General features: G+C 41.7%; 14 protein-coding genes. 6 read left to right on the forward strand and 8 right to left on the reverse strand.

What is annotated here, in order from left to right:
- Positions 1-67: 67 nt before the first annotated feature.
- Entirely contained in the window at positions 68-1,069 is a 1,002-nt protein-coding gene (locus Q7657_RS20570; protein WP_107166799.1) for a hypothetical protein, read from the reverse strand.
- Between the two features lie 1,046 nt (positions 1,070-2,115).
- Here Q7657_RS20570 and Q7657_RS20575 point away from each other — a divergent pair.
- On the forward strand, positions 2,116-2,757 hold the full coding sequence (locus tag Q7657_RS20575) for a helix-turn-helix domain-containing protein (RefSeq protein ID WP_008988380.1): 642 nt from the start codon (positions 2,116-2,118) through the stop codon (positions 2,755-2,757).
- 134 nt (positions 2,758-2,891) lie between these two features.
- Positions 2,892-3,407, forward strand: a complete 516-nt coding sequence (gene yjjX, locus Q7657_RS20580) for an inosine/xanthosine triphosphatase (RefSeq protein ID WP_061014989.1) — start codon at positions 2,892-2,894, stop codon at positions 3,405-3,407.
- A gap of 42 nt (positions 3,408-3,449) precedes the next feature.
- On the opposite strand, the gene trpR is transcribed toward yjjX, so the two are convergent.
- Entirely contained in the window at positions 3,450-3,767 is a 318-nt protein-coding gene (gene trpR / locus Q7657_RS20585) for a trp operon repressor (protein ID WP_107166863.1), read from the reverse strand.
- A gap of 157 nt (positions 3,768-3,924) precedes the next feature.
- Entirely contained in the window at positions 3,925-5,874 is a 1,950-nt protein-coding gene (sltY, locus tag Q7657_RS20590; protein WP_107166800.1) for a murein transglycosylase, read from the reverse strand.
- A gap of 265 nt (positions 5,875-6,139) precedes the next feature.
- On the opposite strand from sltY, the gene ettA reads away from it, so the two are divergent.
- Entirely contained in the window at positions 6,140-7,807 is a 1,668-nt protein-coding gene (gene ettA / locus Q7657_RS20595; RefSeq protein WP_053987887.1) for an energy-dependent translational throttle protein EttA, read from the forward strand.
- Between the two features lie 182 nt (positions 7,808-7,989).
- Positions 7,990-8,973 (forward strand): M23 family metallopeptidase, encoded by a 984-nt coding sequence (locus Q7657_RS20600; RefSeq protein ID WP_107166801.1) that lies wholly within the window; start codon positions 7,990-7,992, stop codon positions 8,971-8,973.
- A gap of 48 nt (positions 8,974-9,021) precedes the next feature.
- Here Q7657_RS20600 and radA read toward each other — a convergent pair whose 3' ends face one another.
- Positions 9,022-10,416 (reverse strand): DNA repair protein RadA, encoded by a 1,395-nt coding sequence (gene radA, locus Q7657_RS20605; RefSeq protein ID WP_053987889.1) that lies wholly within the window; start codon positions 10,414-10,416, stop codon positions 9,022-9,024.
- A 147-nt stretch (positions 10,417-10,563) separates the two neighbouring features.
- On the opposite strand from radA, the gene Q7657_RS20610 reads away from it, so the two are divergent.
- The gene (locus tag Q7657_RS20610) at positions 10,564-12,915 is read left to right on the forward strand and encodes a PilZ domain-containing protein (protein WP_107166802.1); all 2,352 of its coding nucleotides are present in this window, start codon (positions 10,564-10,566) and stop codon (positions 12,913-12,915) included.
- A gap of 103 nt (positions 12,916-13,018) precedes the next feature.
- On the opposite strand, the gene serB is transcribed toward Q7657_RS20610, so the two are convergent.
- The gene (serB, locus tag Q7657_RS20615; RefSeq protein WP_107166803.1) at positions 13,019-13,984 is read right to left on the reverse strand and encodes a phosphoserine phosphatase; all 966 of its coding nucleotides are present in this window, start codon (positions 13,982-13,984) and stop codon (positions 13,019-13,021) included.
- Between the two features lie 364 nt (positions 13,985-14,348).
- On the opposite strand from serB, the gene Q7657_RS20620 reads away from it, so the two are divergent.
- Positions 14,349-14,963, forward strand: a complete 615-nt coding sequence (locus Q7657_RS20620) for a YtjB family periplasmic protein (RefSeq protein WP_023930961.1) — start codon at positions 14,349-14,351, stop codon at positions 14,961-14,963.
- 88 nt (positions 14,964-15,051) lie between these two features.
- On the opposite strand, the gene deoD is transcribed toward Q7657_RS20620, so the two are convergent.
- The 3 genes from deoD to deoA all read right to left on the reverse strand — a co-directional run bounded on the left by deoD (position 15,052) and on the right by deoA (position 18,524).
- The gene (gene deoD, locus Q7657_RS20625; protein WP_008988390.1) at positions 15,052-15,777 is read right to left on the reverse strand and encodes a purine-nucleoside phosphorylase; all 726 of its coding nucleotides are present in this window, start codon (positions 15,775-15,777) and stop codon (positions 15,052-15,054) included.
- Positions 15,778-15,961: 184 nt separating this feature from the next.
- Complete coding sequence (locus Q7657_RS20630) at positions 15,962-17,182, reverse strand: phosphopentomutase (RefSeq protein ID WP_107166804.1); 1,221 nt, start codon at positions 17,180-17,182, stop codon at positions 15,962-15,964.
- Positions 17,183-17,192: 10 nt separating this feature from the next.
- Positions 17,193-18,524 carry a thymidine phosphorylase gene (gene deoA, locus Q7657_RS20635; protein WP_053987893.1) on the reverse strand — a complete coding sequence of 444 codons (1,332 nt, stop codon included), beginning with the start codon at positions 18,522-18,524 and terminating at the stop codon, positions 17,193-17,195.
- Positions 18,525-18,652 lie beyond the last annotated feature (128 nt).

The following is an 18,652-nucleotide window of genomic DNA, read 5'->3' on the forward strand; positions in this document are numbered from 1 at the left end:
AAGAGGTTATTTGAAAGGTACTTACGTAAATCCTAATTCGGAAAACCAAATACCTAATTAGGATTTGTTACTTTTGTCTTCGTTCTTGTGCCGTAGGCACTTCTTTGAGAATTTTCCTTATCGTATCGTCTGATATGGGGGTCCCCGCTAGCTCAGTCATCGCTTGGACTGAAGCCGTTACACCTCGAACTGACAGATCAATATTTAACTCATTACAGAGTGCGCCAATAAGCGTAAGTAGTGTATTACGCTCTTTGGCTGATAATTCTTCTTCTATTTTGGGAATAGCTGGTGGCTCATCATCTAAAGATTGAAGGAACCGTGCTAGTTCCATGGTTTTGATCACAAATTGGCAGCTATGCTCCGCAAAACCCAAAGAGTCTTCATAACAAGCAATACTATCAACTTGATTCCTCATAAGGCCCAATAGAAACGATACATTATCAATATCATCATCGGTTAAATCGTTATATAAATTATCACTATCACGGGATAGGAAATCATCGACAGAAATACCTTTAGGCTCAAGAATAAATTCCAACCCAGATTGGATATCAGCTAATATTTCTTCGGTTCGATCTGCTGCTTCCTTTTGCAACCTGCAAACCAATTCCCCCTGCTGAAGATAAATTCCCTGCGCTTTTGTAACAACAGGCTCAGGCCCATTTACTTCATTTTGATATAGTCGCTCAATATGGAGTGATTCCATACCTATCATGGCTAAATCCCATACACCATCCACGACATGAACTTGTTCATCGAACATAAACCATTTATTAGTGCCTATTGGAACAGAATTATCATTGATGCAAACAGAATAAGGTTCGTCTAATACTTCACCTGTCACTAAATCGGTTTGTAATTGAACCCAATCACCATCATGACCATTAACAATTTGCCCCTTTACTGCAAACTCTGGATTAATTAACCGTACCGAGAGTGTTAAGTGCTTATCAATTACCAATCTATATATATCGGATAAAGACACAGACTCTTCTAAAGAACTCGACAAATACTTTGCCGCCTCTTCAATAGTTACGAATTTCTTTAATTTAAATAGTTTGCTCATTTCGAGTTACTTTAAGTCAGTATATAAATCGTGCAAAAATCACGCAGTAGATGAACAAAATACGCTTAATTTGAAGAAATTTACAGGTAACAAAAATAAATAGGTACACCGCAAGGTACACCAATAAAAATCAAACCGAGATAAGTCCTATAAAAACAATAAGATAAACACTAAGATCAGATGACGCCAGCCCACCAAATTCGTATACGAAGACGTCCAAGGACGTCCAGAGAGCCCGCTAGGTTACTGACTTAGCGGGCTTTCTTGTATTTGTAATGTACGAAAGTGCCTAATAATATCCATCGGCTTGGTATACCAAGAAATTAGACGTGTCAATTAAGGCTAATTCTAACAGTAATATTTCCATCACAAATATCTAGAAATATAGGCGCACCCATTATCTTCGAACTACCGTTCACAAACTCTTTATTGCCTGTTTCAGCCTAAAAAATAAAGAGGTTCTACGCTCCATTTATACATACTTATAAACATTTAAGAAAAGCTAGCACGTCATCAACATCACTTGATATTGGTCCCAATTTTAATTAATTCGTTTTTGTATTAGTTATTCCAACTTGGAATTAATATATAATTAACAACCTCAATAATAAGCCATTATTGTTAAGTAGATTGATACCTTATTAAATACCTTAGAACATTAGGTCATTCTATTATTGTAGCCTGACTGTAATAGCTTAGACGGTAAGAATCATATATCTGAGCTATAAATACGCTGCAATTAATTTACACTAGATATGCACAACCTCTTCGTAATCATAGCCTTACAAATATTTATCAGCTTTAATATTAATGCAACAAATACAAGTTAAAGCTCTACACGTATTTAAAACTGAAAACTTATTTTTTATTGCGCATTTTGTACCTTTTTTTACCCATCTTACCCTGAGGGTATATTCCTTTACGCTGTTCAATCGCACTTTTGTTTTCTTAGTGATTCCTTTATTACAATTATTAGTAAACTCAATTATGACTTTTAAGAATGCCTTTTTGCATTCTCCCTTTTTTAAAGCAGGAAGCTAATTGTTATGGAATATTTAGAGAGAATTAAGCGTTTGGCGAAGGTACAAGGTATCAGCCAAAAGCAACTTGGTGAAGCTCTAGATCTTCAGCAAGGTACGATGAGCCGTAAACTGTCCGGTAAATACGGCATTGAGGTTCGTGAATTAGAAAAAATTGCTGAAACCTTAAATACTTCTATCGGTTATATCCTAACAGGACAAGTAGATACAGGTACGCAAGCGACAACAACAATCAGTACTGAACTGGATAATGCTGCGACATGTACTTACATCCCAGTGATCCATCGTAAAGATTTTTCAGCATACACTGATGGCAGCTCTGTTGAAGTGATCAGCAAGCGTGCAATTCCTCAACACCTTGAGCGTGAAGAGTGTTTAGGCCTTCTAATTGACAATGAGAACATTGCTCAATGTGCACCAGTTGGTAGCTATGCACTAGCAACTAAAAAGGCAGAATACCGTCCTAAACAACCAGTATTTGCATCTGTTCGTGGTAGTGAGCCAGACTTTTACCACATGACACAACTTGCTGATGGTGTTGTATTCTCAACATCACAACCGGATTTCCCGAATTTATTCGTAAATAACGATGAATTCCAAATTCACGGTTACATCATCCAATCTGACTGGGCTTACGATCGCGTATAAGCATCAGAGATAAATGAATAAACGAAAGCCTGCGAGAAATCGCGGGCTTTTTTATTTTGTCACTATCACACGCTTTGGCTCACGCTTACTTTTCAGTACACTGGGCACGCATTCAACAATTTAGGGATCTATACATGCAAACAGTTATGGTTGCTTCAACCAATCCAGCCAAAATTGCCGCTGTGCGTGATGCATTTACGCTCGTTTTTCCAGAACAAGCATTCACTGTTGAAGGTATTGCAGCATTAAGTGGTGTGAGGGATCAGCCGCTAACTTGTGATGAGACACTACTCGGTGCAAAAAATCGTGTTCGTCATTGTCGAGAACAATGCCCTAATGCTGATTTTATTGTGGGCTTAGAAGCTGGAATTGATGAAAAATTTACGTTTGCGTGGATGGTGATAGAACATCAAGGAAAAATGAGTGAATCACGTTCAGCCTCTTTACCTTTGCCACCACTTGCACTGGAGAAAATCCATCAAGGTATGGAGCTCGGTGACATTATGGATGAGATGTTTAACCAACAGAATGTGAAGCAGAAAGGCGGCGCGATTGCGATGCTAACTAATCATCTATTAACGCGAAGTTCGGTTTACCAACAAGCGTTAATTCTGGCATTGATCCCATTTATTAAACCTGAGTTGTTCTAATAAAAAATAGGATATTGTTTTTAAGACAATATCCTATTTTCACTATTTATTTGGTTTATTCTGAGCCAAAAAATTCGCTAACCAAGCTTTGGTATCATCATCTTGATGTTTTAACTCATTAGAGCCTCGGGTGATAGTCGCTACCCCTACACCGAGTAATTCACTGATCTTACGCTGACTGCGCTCACCATTGAGTAATTCATGCACAATATTCACCCGTGCAATTAATGCTTCTCGCTCATCGTGAGTTAACAGCACTTGAAATAACAACTCATCACGTTGCTCCGCAGACGCATGTCGGATCAAATCGAGTACATTCTGCCACTCAGTGAAATCAGGGCTATCGGTCGTTGTTGTCATGGTGATCTCATCAGATTTTTTGTCTTGTTGCAGTGTACATTGATAATCATCAGACACCAAGTTGTCCCCATATAAAACCTTACGCATCAAACATAAAAAAGCCGAGTTATAAAAACTCGGCTTTGGCTTGCTAAATAGCTAAAGTCGTTAAGTAATACTAGTAACGAGCTTTTAACTCATTTGGCTTAAACAAAGGTGCTTTTTTACCCATCAGCTCGTTGTAGTATACATCGAACATCAGCACATTTTGGACATAACCTCGGGTCTCATTAAATGGGATCTGCTCAATAAAACTGTACACATCCAATTTACCATCAGTTTGTTTCTTCCATTGTTTCACTCGACCAGGACCGGCATTGTAAGATGCGAATGAATAGATACGGTTTTCATCGTTATTATCCAACATCATTTTCAAGTAGCCACTACCCAAACGAATGTTCACACCCGGATCAAATAAACTTTCTTTACCTGCGTACTTATAATCCAATTTCTTCGCCGTATGCGCTGCGGTTGCTGGCATTAGCTGCATTAAGCCTCGTGCACCAACATGTGATTGAGCATGAATGTTTAACGCACTTTCCTGACGTGCTAACGCCATCATGGTAGATGTTGGAATACCACGCTCTTTACTAAAGAAATCAAACCACCATTTATGAGCCAATGGGAAGCGAAGTGCCATGTGATCCCAAAGCTTACCAGAGATCGTTGCTTGTACCGCAAGGTGATGCCACTTATGTTTTTCAGCATATACGGCTAACTGACGCTTAGTTTGTACACCTTGAATATGCGATAACAAATAGCCCCATTCACGATTGGCTGCAATCAACCTATCAGTATCAATCAACTCACCAATACGCTTTAATGTCGTCATATATGGTTGGATCAGCTTGGTCGATGTTGGCCCTTTTTGATTCGGGTATACAATCGGCTTATGTAGAATTGTGGCTGCAGCTGCACTATAAAAATCACGCTCACCTAATAGTGACTGGTAAATCTTATCTGCTTGCTTTTTCTGACCTTTCTTCGCTAATAACTGCGCTTGCCAGAACTGCCAACGCGGACTATCTTTCGCTTCTTTTGGTAGACGATTGATCCACGTTTGTACACCACTCCAATCCGCCTCACGGATCGAATTACGAATGCGGCGCTCTAAAATGCTCACATTCTGACTTGTCTTTAATTTACTATCACGCCACTTTGCCAGCACAGGATCGGTCGTTGACATTAATCGAGACGCTACCGCATCTGCCAGCTCTTGCTTGGTTTGCTTATCAAAATGCTGACCTGACACCACTTGATTGTATGAAGCCACCGCTTGTTTAACATCAGTACGAGCTAAACGATAGAAAGCTGCTTCCGTAACCGCTTGATTAAACTTGGTCACCTTACTTTGTTTGGCAAAATCTGCGACACCTTGAGGTTTATCTAATAACGCGAGGATCTTATCGCCAGTCGCTTGTGCGCTACCGGATAATTGCTTATCTAGATAAACGACTAAGCTCTTGTTGCCTTTTTCAAACGCCAATAGCATGCGATCAAGGATCAAGGTATTAGTACGCTTGCCCGCTGCAGTCCACGCATCTAACAATGGATCACAAACGGCTGGTAATGAGCTCCCCGTTTCCCACAGTTTCTCGGCACCCGCCCACGCTTGACTGGCATGACCCGTTTGACTCTTCGCATAGAAGTAAGAACATTTTAGCGAGGTACTGCTAGGCTCTGTCGGCTGTACAGATAAAAAGTCACGCCACCTGTCAGCTCCTGCAAGATAAGACAAATAATTACGTTGAATCGTTTGGCTAAAAGGCAACGCTTTGTATTTATTAACAAAGGTTTTTACTTGGCTTGGTGATTTATCATCTAAGTCTTTATTAAATAGACGGTACTCCAAGTAAGGGTATAGCGGATACCCACCTAATTTACTTTTGTTGGCGTTAAATACCGCCATATTATTGTTATCAAACGCGGTTTGCGCTTGATCATACCAAGTGCGCTGTTGCTCTAACGAGGCGGCATGTACACTAAAAGTACTTGCTATGCCTAGTGATAACAGCGCAATGGAAAAAAACTTATGAGACGTTGGAATGCGTGGCACTAGAAGCTCCATATCAAGATCGTAAAAATAAATTCCCTGTTGTCATAGTGACCAATGGGTAATGGCAACTACATCTGAGACAATCATAATAGCAAATAATTCATGACCTCATTCTCATCAATGAGTAGGTAACCGTAACATTTCTAGGAAATGAGCCCATTTTTTTCGCTGCGTTTTTTATTGTCTTCCCCACCAAATATAAACAATTCTGTTAAACTTCAGTCCAGAACAGGTAAAATATTCCCTTTCATTTTTTAAGTAGAGATCACACACGGATATGGCTGATTACGTCTATACCATGTCGCGAGTGGGAAAAATCGTCCCACCTAAGCGTCAAATTCTAAAAGATATTTCACTGAGCTTTTTCCCTGGCGCTAAGATCGGTGTCCTAGGTCTAAACGGTGCCGGTAAATCAACATTACTACGCATCATGGCGGGTATCGATACTGATATCGAAGGTGAAGCACGTCCACAAGCTGGTCTAAAAATTGGTTACCTTCCACAGGAACCAATCCTAGACGAAAGTAAAACTGTACGTGAAGTGGTTGAAGAATCTGTATCAGATGTGAAAGAAGCACTGATCCGTCTTGACCAAGTATACGCAGCTTACGCAGAACCAGATGCAGACTTCGATGCGCTTGCTAAAGAGCAAGGTGAACTTGAAGCACTGATCGAAACTAAAGATGGTCACAATCTAGGTATGCAACTTGAGCGTGCCGCAGATGCGCTTCGTCTTCCTGAGTGGGATGCAGTTGTTAAAAACCTATCTGGTGGTGAGCGTCGTCGTGTTGCGATTTGTCGTCTACTACTAGATAAGCCTGACATGCTACTGCTTGACGAACCAACCAACCACTTAGACGCTGAATCTGTGGCATGGCTTGAGCACTTCCTTGTCGATTACAGCGGCACTGTTGTGGCTATCACGCACGACCGTTACTTCCTAGATAACGCTGCTGGCTGGATCTTAGAGCTTGACCGTGGTGAAGGTATTCCATGGCAAGGTAACTACTCTTCATGGCTAGAGCAAAAAGATGCACGTCTAAAACAAGAAGCATCTCAAGAACGCGCGCTACAGAAGACTATCGAGAAAGAACTTGAGTGGGTACGTCAGAACCCTAAAGGTCGCCAAGCGAAATCTAAAGCACGTATGGCACGCTTTGAAGAGCTACAAAGCAACGATCATCAAAAGCGTAATGAAACAAACGAACTGTTCATTCCGCCAGGTGAGCGTCTAGGTGACAAAGTTATCGAAGTGAATAACCTAACTAAATCGTTCGGTGATCGCGTACTTATCGATGACTTATCATTCAGCATTCCTAAGGGTGCTATCGTGGGTATCATCGGTGCTAACGGGGCAGGTAAATCGACCCTATTTAAGATGCTAAGTGGTACAGAGCAACCTGACGCAGGTACGATTGAGCTAGGTGAAACAGTGAAACTGGCATCAGTTGAGCAGTTCCGCGATAGCATGAACGACAACAACACTGTGTACCAAGAGATTTCTGAAGGCGCTGATATCATCAAGATCAACAGCTTTGAAATCCCTGCGCGTGCTTACGTGTCTCGCTTTAACTTCAAAGGTAGTGATCAACAAAAACGCATTGGTGATCTATCTGGTGGTGAGCGTAACCGTGTACACCTTGCAAAACTGCTTAAAGCAGGCGGTAACGTATTACTACTCGATGAGCCAACCAACGACCTTGACGTTGAAACCCTACGTGCACTAGAAGAAGCGCTGCTTGAGTTCCCTGGTTGTGCAATGGTTATTTCGCACGACCGTTGGTTCCTAGACCGTATCGCAACCCACATCCTAGACTACCGTGACGAAGGTCAGGTGAACTTCTTTGAAGGTAACTTCACTGAATACGCTGATTGGCTGAAGAAAACGTTAGGCTCTGATGCGACAGAACCACACCGTATCAAGTACAAGCGTATTGCTAAATAAGCAATTCACTTGTGATACATAAAAAGAGCGGCTTCGGTCGCTCTTTTTATTTTTGATGAAAAATCAGCAATATTACTAACAAAAGCCATTAAAACGTTGCATAAATGAGAAAGTAGAAACTAGCAATAATCCTATCCAACACATAAACTCTAGCTTCAGAAATTGCTCAACCTGTCGTACGCATGATGTTTAATCTAAAGAACGTAACCACAAAACTTCGCAGCGGTGATAAAAAAACACTCACGGCTAATATTGCTCGATACTCAGGACTATTTATCCTTTGTGGGCTATTTTTCTATGGAACTCATGCTATTTTCGATCTTTATCTCTCCGCACAAAGCTCCCATCAGCAAGTATCAAAATTGCGCAATAAAGCGTTAGAGCTTAGTGCATCACTATCAGAAGAGACGGCACTTAACAAAACCCTGAATGACTCCTTAGAGAAAAAGACACAATCGCTAGAAAAGTTAAATCAGCGCATTGATGATATGGAAAACATTCTAGGATTAAGTGATGAAAATCCACCGCAAACGATCAAACAACGAGTTGATACTGCCGCAATTAATTCCGCAGTCAAAGCAACGCTATTTCAACTGCTCCCTAATGGTAAACCAACACCAGATGCACCATTAACGTCAGGTTTTGGTACTCGTGTTCATCCCATTACCAAACAACGCAAAAACCATGATGGATTAGACTTCGGTGCAAGTATAGGAACACCTATTTATGCACCAGCAGATGCAGTGATCGAAAAGGTTAACACCAGTAAATATGGCTATGGTAATCAGCTAACACTGAGTCACACCATGGGGTTTGTCTCTACCTATTCACACATGAGTAAATTTAACGTCAAGCAAGGGCAGTTCGTTAACAAAGGGGAGCTAATTGGCTGGACGGGTAACTCAGGGCTATCGACAGGGCCTCACCTACATTATGAAATCCTTTTTTTAGGTAAGCCTCTAAACCCACGTCCGTTTGTTAATTGGAATATCGAGAATTTTGACACGCTATTTGAAAAAGAGCCCAATGTCGAATGGACATCACTGCTCAATACCATCGGCAGTATGGTGGAAATGCAAGTGCAGTTGGCCTCTGATCATAGTCGTGATGTATTTAACACCGCCAACCACCCCAAACCGACTGTAACATTTGATACGACAGAATAAATAAGAAAGCGAGAAGCATATGCTATATAGCGGCCTCTCGCTGTTTTATTAGTTGATCAAATCCAGTAACTCATGAATGGTTTTCACTGGCGTGATTTTCGCACCTAACCCTTCCATTGACTTATGGTAGTTACGATAAGGAATAAAGATCTCAGTAAATCCATGTTGCGCTGCTTCTTTCACACGTGGCACACCGCTATCAATCGGGCGAACATCACCGTTTAAGCTAAGCTCTCCCATAATGCAGGTAGTACGAGGCACCACAAACTCATTTAAGCTACTCAATAGTGCTGCCACCAGTGCTAAGTCGATGCAGGTTTCCGATTCATCAATTTTCAAGCCGCCAACGATATTGAAAAAGGTATCGTGGTAGATCTTAGTCTTCGCATGTTTGCGTAAAATACCCGTCAGCATTTTGATGCGGTTCATATTTAAACCGACACACACGCGCTGTGGGAACTCTCCTTCAGTTTCCGTGGTTAAACACTGGATCTCCAATAAGATGTTACGGTTACCTTTACGAATACAGGTAATCGCAGAGCCCGATGATTCCGTCGTTGACCCCGATAAGAAGATCTCACTTGGGTTATCAACACTCAACATACCACGCTCCGTCATGCGGAAAATACCAACGGTATCAACATCACCAAAACGGTTTTTATTGGCACGCAGGGTACGTACTTGACCATCATTGGTATCAATATGTAGCAAGGAGTCAACGATGTGAACCAGTGTTTGTGGACCTGCAATTTCATTGTTTTTGTTTACGTGAGCAATCAAAAACATCGTTACATTATTTTGTTTACAGTACTGGGTTAATGCTTGGGCTGCCGCTTTTACTTGTGATGGTGAACCCGGGCTACCATTGGCAAGCTCTGTTGATACCGCTTGAATGGAGTCAATAACCGCAAACTTGATTTGTTTAACTTCAAGCTCTGCAATGATCGCTTCCACACTGGTTTCCGCCATCAGATATAAATTATCTTCATTGCAATTGAGCTTAAGGCGATTCACACGGTTCTTAAACTGCGACAGTGATTCTTCTGCGGTACAGTAAAGCGATGGCATCAACTGAGACATACGCGCAACTAAGTCGGAAAGCAGCGTTGTTTTACCAGCACCAGGATCGCCTGAAATAATATTGACAGATCCAGTCGTTAAACCGCCACAAAGTACGCGATCAAGCTCGCCAATGCCTGTTAGCATCTTCTCTGCTTCTACCGCTTCAACTTCATTCAGTTTCTTCGAGCCACCACCAACAACACCTGCGTAACCACCAACACTAGTGCGTGCAGAACTACTGGTTAATCCAGATTTGGTATTAGGGATCGTAAATTCAGTGATCGTATTCCACGATTTACATCCAGAACACTGCCCCTGCCAACGAGCAAAGTCCATTCCACAATCACTACAAACATATGCACGTTTTGCTGCTTTCGCCATTCTTTACCCTAAATGTCTAATCCATCGAATAAACCGATATTATTCAATGTAAACCTCAACTTAAATGTCAGTTTTTATCACTTTACATTAAACTTTTGTCACTCTAAGCAGATAATACTAACAGCGAATCTTTTCTCAGAAAATAAAATGCAGTTGGACGATTACAAAGCACTCATAGAACAACTATTACCTGTATACGGAAGCGAAGATTTCCAACAAGTATTTGATAGTTTAACCAGTAGCGAATCAGGGCCGATCAAACTCCGTATAAAAATGGAAATTAACCGGTTAATGACCCCGTGTAAAAAAATCATTGATTTACGTGGTCGAGTAAAAGGGCAATGTCGCCCATATACTTTTAACGAACAAACACACTGGCTTGATGATGTAGCCATCAATATTTTACATCGCCGTAGTAAAGTCTTTAGTAATCAATACTGTACTGGATTATATGAAGCATTAGTCAATACTCATAATGATTTTCGTGAGCTCCACCAGCAAGGTGAACGCTCAACACTTGTGACGCAGAAAAGTAATCCCGAACTCTTTACGGCTAATTTGATCCGCTTTGGTCATTATCTCCACCGAGAAGAAAATCGCCTGCAAATCAGCACCCCTGTGACCATTAATTTCCCACTTAATCAACAAATTTGGGGAATGACGGCTGATCTGTCTTTTTCTGGTGCTAAATTTAAAGTCCCGGCAGCATTTAACTATCGTTTAGGGCAAACCATCGATGCCACTTTCCCACAATTAGCAACAACACACGATGAACCCTGCTTTGAACAACCTCACCGCTACCGTATTTTAGGTATTGATGACAATCCAGAAGACAACAGCTTTAAATGGTTACGACTGATCGCATTAAGTGACAATGAAGCCTTAAAAGCCATGATCGTCGAGAATCAAAATAAAGGCTCATTACGACACCGCCATAACCATGAAGATAAGATCATTCAGGCACGCACCCAAGGCTATGAGCATTGTTTTCTCAAACATACCGTAGGGATCCCGCTATTCTTCTCAGGCACTGAGCTTAAATACGCCCTATTGACCGATCACAACCGTTATTTATGGCAATACTGGCATGATGAACGTAATCAGCCCGTGATCAATCAGCTACTCTCAGAGCAACGTATCGCATCACTAGGACGTAAGGGGCTCAAGCAATCTAGCACCCTCATTTATTGTTTCCATCATGATCACCAAGGCTCACGCTATTTCTACTCCGCTGCTTTGCCTGAAATGGATCAAGAGCAGCGTCGTCTATTCTGGCAGCTTGGTGCACATCGTGACAGCTGGCGTGTGATGCGATTAACGGTATACCCTCTGCGCCAACAAGAGCTAGAAAAGCTCAATGACGTCGCCCCTGAAATGTTAGAGAAATTCCAAGATCTCACGCATGTTGGTGTGCTACAAGACATTACTCACAAGGCGACACAACCAGATTATCGTGCTGCCCACAAATCCACCTTAGACAGTAAAGCGATTAACCCATTTAGACACCCGAAAAACCCAATTTGTCTTGCGGAAGCAATCCATTTCGATCCCAAGCCACAACGAAGTGAATCTCGCTTTGCTTATAAAACTCCGATATCTTTATATCAACAAGGACAATTGATCAGCGCCGGTCACTCTATTGATTTCTCCAGTAAAGGGCTGAACATCAATCTTGATATACCTTTTCGCTGTAAGAAAGATGATCCTGTGATCATTAAATTTGATCAGCTCCAGCGATTAGCCAAAATAGATATTCTCAGTCGTATGCCATATAAAGTGATCCGCACTAGCCCTAATGGCAAGAATATCCAGCTAATAACCGAGGGCAGTAAAGAGTCAGCCGCTGGCGAGCAATTTTTACGAAACTTGATCAAAACGAATCAAGAGAAATTAGCCCTGTGTGAAGAGCAACTTCCACCACCTGCAATGTTACTTGCAATGCACCAAATGCTACTGACACGTTTAAATAGCATTCCGTATTTTGCCGAAAAGATTGACCATAAAATCAAAGTGAAAACTGTCGGTTCAAACTTCCCATTAACACCACTTGCCGATATTTTTTATCAGCTAGGCGAGCATAAACACTTTGATCTCAGTCTACTGTTTAAGCGTCGCGTTAAAGAAATGCTAGCGTATCCAATGCGTCCGATTGAGAATCTACGCGAGCCTTATGCGCATGAACTGTATATTGCTTTCCAGCAACAAGACGGAGAAATTAAACAAATCGCAGTCAAAGCGAGCTATGAGTTCGAAACCTTAGAAGATCGCATTCGCTTTATTACCTTCGCTCGTAAAAATGGTAGTTTTCTTGCCATTCGTGTGACTGCATTACCGATTTTTAATCCGTTAACAGCATTAATTGGTGAGAAGCTCAGTGAACTGGCTCGTTTAACACTCCATAGAGCAAGAGCACTTGAAGCAGAATTTATTTCGCTGATTGGTTGTGGTGAGATCTTCGATATTACTGACGAAGTATTAGTTCGATTAGAGATCAGTTAACGCGCAACTTCCACCATTAAACAAAAAAGCCGCTGATGATTGCTTTATAACAAAGCGAACATCAGCGGCTTTTCTCATCTCTCTTTTATGATCTAACTATGGCTTACCAGCTTAAACGCTGCGGTACTAAAGAAGCCGATAATATACACAAAATACCGCCTAAATCAGCATAACGGATCACCGCTGGCGCTTGCTGCTCAACTTTCGGTTTAGCATGATAAGCAATACCTAAACCTGCCGCTTTCATCATCACCAGATCATTGGCACCATCGCCTACCGCCACAGTATTGTGCGGCTCAATATCATATTGCTCAGCAAGCCCTTGCAATATATTCGCTTTAGCTTGAGCATCCACCACATCTCCAAGCACTTTACCTGTTAACTTACCGTCAATGATTTCTAATTGGTTAGAAAAAGCAGCTGTAAGATCTAACTCTTGTTTTAGGTGATCAGAAAAGTAAGTAAAACCACCAGAAGCAATCGCTACTTTCCAGCCTCGTGCATGCAAGCTGGCAACAACCTCTCTTAACTCAGGCATAAACGGCAGTGTTGCTTTTACTTCGGCTAGGATAGATTCATCAGCCCCCGCTAGCGTACCGACACGCTGGCGCAAACTTTGTTCAAAGTCCAGCTCACCTTGCATCGCGCGCTCAGTGACTTCTGCAACTTGCTCACCAACGCCTGCTAGTTTTGCTATTTCATCAATACATTCAATTTCAATTGCGGTTGAATCCATATCAAAAACCACAAGACCGGGCTCGGTGAGATCCGGTAGTTCTGATAACTGATAATAATCTAACGCTAGTGAACGGAATGCTTGTTCTAGTTCTTCAGTAAGATCATTGGCGATCAAAAACACATCGTAAGATCCAACCTTCCAGCCAGCTAACAGAACGAGATCATCATCAAGCACTGCAGCTAATGATTCAATGTCATAGTGACTGATCGCTTTACCATAAAACATGGCGCGGGCTTGTCGCTTATCACCGTTAGTAACAGATAATAATTGCGGGAAACGTTTATAAAGCGTGGGGTGTTTTTTTATTTTAAGCACGTGCTCAACATCCATATTATTCATCCTGAAGGTAGCTTATTGCTATACCTAAGTCATCTCAAGATACTTAGGTATAGAGTATGATTATTAAAACCCTAACATCGTGACAATTCAGCCACTTTATCGCTACTTCTTTACAAACTACCGATCCTGCCCGTGAAGAGCAACCCAATTTGTTACCAAGCTGTAATAAAAGATAGCTATTTCTCTTTTCTTTTACCTATAAAAACACCAATAGAAATGTGATTTTTTATCAGAGCTCATTAATAATAGACTCAAGGCTATGTTTTAAAACAAGATAATTACAGTGAACAGTAAGATTCTTCATCTCATAGATTATCGTGTAAAATAACACCAGCGAAGAAGAAAGGTTAACTCGATGATAAAATGGAAAAATAAGCGCTGGCAAAGCTTAGGACGACTTTCAGTACTGTTATTATGTGCTCTTGCCTTAATTGGTATGCTGGAATATGGTGCCCTGCTAACACAGCGTAATTATCAAATGCTCAGTGAGCAAACACAGACGTTATCGCGCATGCTTGTTCGCCAAACAGCAGAAAGTGCAGCATCTGAAATTACCGATAATGATCAAGATAAATTACAGCAGCTCGTCAATCAGCTTTCTGATGAGCCTCTTATTTTAGATGCTTCTATTTATAATATTGATGGGGTAACGCTAGCAAAAACAGATCAATCAATGCCATTAGAACAATTAACCGGGCTATCGACCCCATTAGCGATGGCGAGCATTGGACGCCAACAAATTGTTCAACCGATTTTTGCCAATAATCACGTGATTGGTTTTGTTCGTATTACGCTTGAGCACAATAAACTATTGGCGCATGCAAAAAGCCAAATTGAATACATGACCAGTATTATTCGTGGCTTGATCCTCGTTGCATTAATGATTGGCTTACTATTGGCTTTTACCTTTGGTCGTCGAAAAGATATTTGGCATTTTCCTTTCTTACTCACCGCTAATGCCAAAGACTAAACGAGAAATCCATCGAATTGACACATAAAAAAACGGAAACAGCTTATCAACTGTTTCCGTTTTTATTTATCTGTTTAATCAAGAGTGATTAAGCTTCTTCTGCATCACCTAAGATCACAGAATCTAGTGCGATTTCAATCATCTCATTAAACGTTAACTGACGCTCTTCAGACGTTGTCGCTTCACCACGTAAGATGTGATCAGATACAGTACAGATAGTTAGCGCTTTTGCACCAAACTCAGCAGCGACACCGTAGATACCCGCCGCTTCCATTTCAACACCAACGATGCCGTACTTATCCATGGTTTTGAAGAATTCAAAATCAGGGTTGTAGAACAGATCAGCAGAGAAGATGTTACCTACTTTTACAGGAATACCTTTCGCTTTTGCTGCTTCTACTGCGTTTTGTACCATACCGAAATCAGCAATCGCTGCGAAATCGTGACCGCCAAAACGAATACGGTTTACTTTAGAATCTGTTGATGCACCCATACCGATAACAACGTCGCGTAGCTTAACGTCGTCACGTACTGCACCACAACTACCCACACGAATGATCTTCTTCACACCAAAATCTTTAATTAATTCTGTTGCGTAGATAGAACATGATGGAATACCCATACCGTGACCCATCACAGAGATCTTGCGACCTTTGTAAGTGCCCGTGAAGCCTAACATACTACGTACATTACATACTTCTTTTGCGTCTTCTAGGAAAGTTTCAGCGATGTACTTAGCACGTAGCGGATCGCCCGGCATTAGCACTACATCTGCAAAATCGCCCATTTCAGCATTAATATGTGGAGTAGCCATAGTTGTATCCTTTTCCTATTTTTAGTTAGCTGTCAGTGTTGAATTATGCTCAACGTTAAAGACTGACATTTCGCTAAACACGCTGTGACTATCTAGCATTATAAAGTGGAAAATACTAAACAATCATGTCTTTTTTATAATAAATAAGGGTAAATAAGATTTACCCTTATAAGAAATTTTTCAATTATAGAAATGACTTACCGTATTCCATATCAGAAGTACCAAAGTACTCTGCTAGGCTTTGACCGATATCGGCAAATGTTTCACGGCGACCTAATGAACCAGGCTTGATGTTAGGACCTGCAACCAATACTGGAATGTGCTCACGAGTATGATCAGTACCCGGCCATGTTGGATCACAACCGTGATCGGCTGTAATGATCATCACATCATCACCTTGAAGCAGATCTAAGATCTCAGGTAGACGACGGTCAAAGTATTCCAGTGCAGCCGCATAACCAGCTACATTACGACGGTGACCATAAGCAGAGTCGAAATCAACAAAGTTAGTGAACACAATAGTGTTATCACCCGCTTCTTTAATTTGTGCTAACGTTGCATCAAACAAAGCAGGAATGCCTGTTGCTTTTACCTTGCGTGAGATACCACAACCTGCGTAGATATCAGAGATCTTACCGATAGATACTACTTCGCCTTGTTTCTCATCCACAAGCTTTTGCAAAATCGTTGCTGCTGGCGGCTCAAGCGACAAATCACGGCGATTACCCGTACGCTCAAACTGACCTTTACCAGCTCCGATAAATGGACGCGCGATAACACGGCCAATGTTGTAATCTTCTAGCTCTTCACGGGCAATTTGGCAAAGCTCTAATAGACGATCTAAACCAAATGTCTCTTCATGACAGGCAATCTGAAATACTGAGTCAGCAGAAGTGTAGAAGATAGGTTGACCTGTTCTCATGTGCTCTTCGCCTAGATCATCCAGTACTTGTGTACCCGATGCATGGCAATTACCAAGGAAACCATCTAAACCTGCACGCGCTAGAATGCGATCAGTAAGCTCTTTCGGGAAACTGTTTTCTTTATTGTCAAAGTAGCCCCAATCAAACAACACAGGCACACCTGCAATTTCCCAGTGACCAGATGGGGTATCTTTACCAGAAGATAGCTCTTGTGCATGAGCATAAGCACCAGTGATCTCAGAGTTTGGATCCATGCCTTCAGGGAAGCTGCCGCATGATTCTTCACACGCTTTCGCTAAACCTAATTTAGTTAAGTTTGGTAAGTGTAATGGACCGTTACGATCGCCGTTATTGGCTTCGCCACGGGCACACGCCTGTGCAATATGACCTAATGTATTTGCACCTACATCACCAAATTTATCAGCGTCTGCAGAGGCACCAATACCAAAAGAATCTAGCACTAAAATAATTGAACGTTTCATAGTTACTCCATTACACATCTTGCTTGCTGACACGACGGTATACTTCAGGGGTGGCTTCAGGTTTATTGTCACTTACGGTGATATTGCTACGAACAGCTTTTGCTGCTTCTTCCCATTGTGCTTCAGTACGTGCATGTACCATAGCTAATGGGGTATCAGCGTACACTTCATCACCTAAGCGGATCATGTCACTAAAGCCCACAGCATAGTCGATCTTATCGCTTGCTACGCGACGACCACCGCCCATACCCACTACAGCCATACCTAAACCACGGGTATCCATGGCATAAGCAAAACCTGTCGTTTCAGCAAATACTGGCTTCACGATTTCAGCTTTTTCTAAATAGTTGTCATAGTTGTCGATGAAATCTGTAGGGCCACCTAAACCTGCTACCATTTTGCCAAATCGCTCTGCCGCTTGACCGTTATCTAATACTGCTTGCAGCTTAGTACGTGCTTGTTGTGTATCAGCAGCTAACTTACTGATCACTAACATTTCAGCACACAATGCCATAGTTACTTCAAACAAACGAGGGTTACGGTATTCACCGGTTAAGAACTGTACTGCCTCACGCACTTCTAGTGCATTACCCGCGCTTGATGCTAATACTTGGTTCATATCTGTTAGCAATGCAGATGTACACGTACCTGCACCGTTTGCTACTGCGACGATGGATTTCGCTAGATCTTCAGAAGCTTGGTAAGTTGGCATAAATGCACCAGAGCCTACTTTCACATCCATCACTAAGTAATCTAAGCCGGCTGCTAATTTCTTCGATAAAATTGAGGCGGTAATGAGCGAAATATTATCAACCGTTGCAGTCACGTCACGGGTTGCGTACACACGCTTATCTGCTGGAGCCAAATCACCGGTTTGACCAATGATCGCCACACCTGCATTTTTCGTCACATTACCGAACACTTCATTGGTTGGAGTGATGTTATAGCCAGGAATGGATTCTAGTTTATCAAGCGTACCGCCTGTATGACCTAATCCACGACCAGAGATCATTGGTACGTAACCGCCACATGCCGCCACCATTGCGCCTAGCATTAATGAAGTCACATCACCCACACCACCAGTTGAGTGTTTATCAACAACAGGACCATCAAAGTGCATGTATCCCCAATCAATCACCATGCCCGAATCACGCATTGCACAGGTCAGTGCCACACGCTCATCCATAGTCATATCGTTAAAGTAAATTGCCATTGCGAATGCCGCAATTTGACCTTCAGAGACAGTATCTTTTGCTACGCCTTGAATGAAGAAATTAATTTCATCGGCTGTTAGTTCAATATTGTCACGCTTTTTACGAATGATTTCTTGAGGTAAGTACATGCTGATCCTCTTATTTTTTGTTCAGCTAAGTAGGGAGTACCAACGCTTTAATTTATGGTATTTTGCTTTATTTTCTAAATTTTAGGTGCAAAAAAGGCAACAACCACGAAAACGCAGTGCTGATAAAC

It is taken from the genome of Candidatus Photobacterium acropomis (assembly GCF_030685555.1).
In the GTDB taxonomy this organism is placed as follows: Bacteria; Pseudomonadota; Gammaproteobacteria; order Enterobacterales; family Vibrionaceae; genus Photobacterium; species Photobacterium lucens.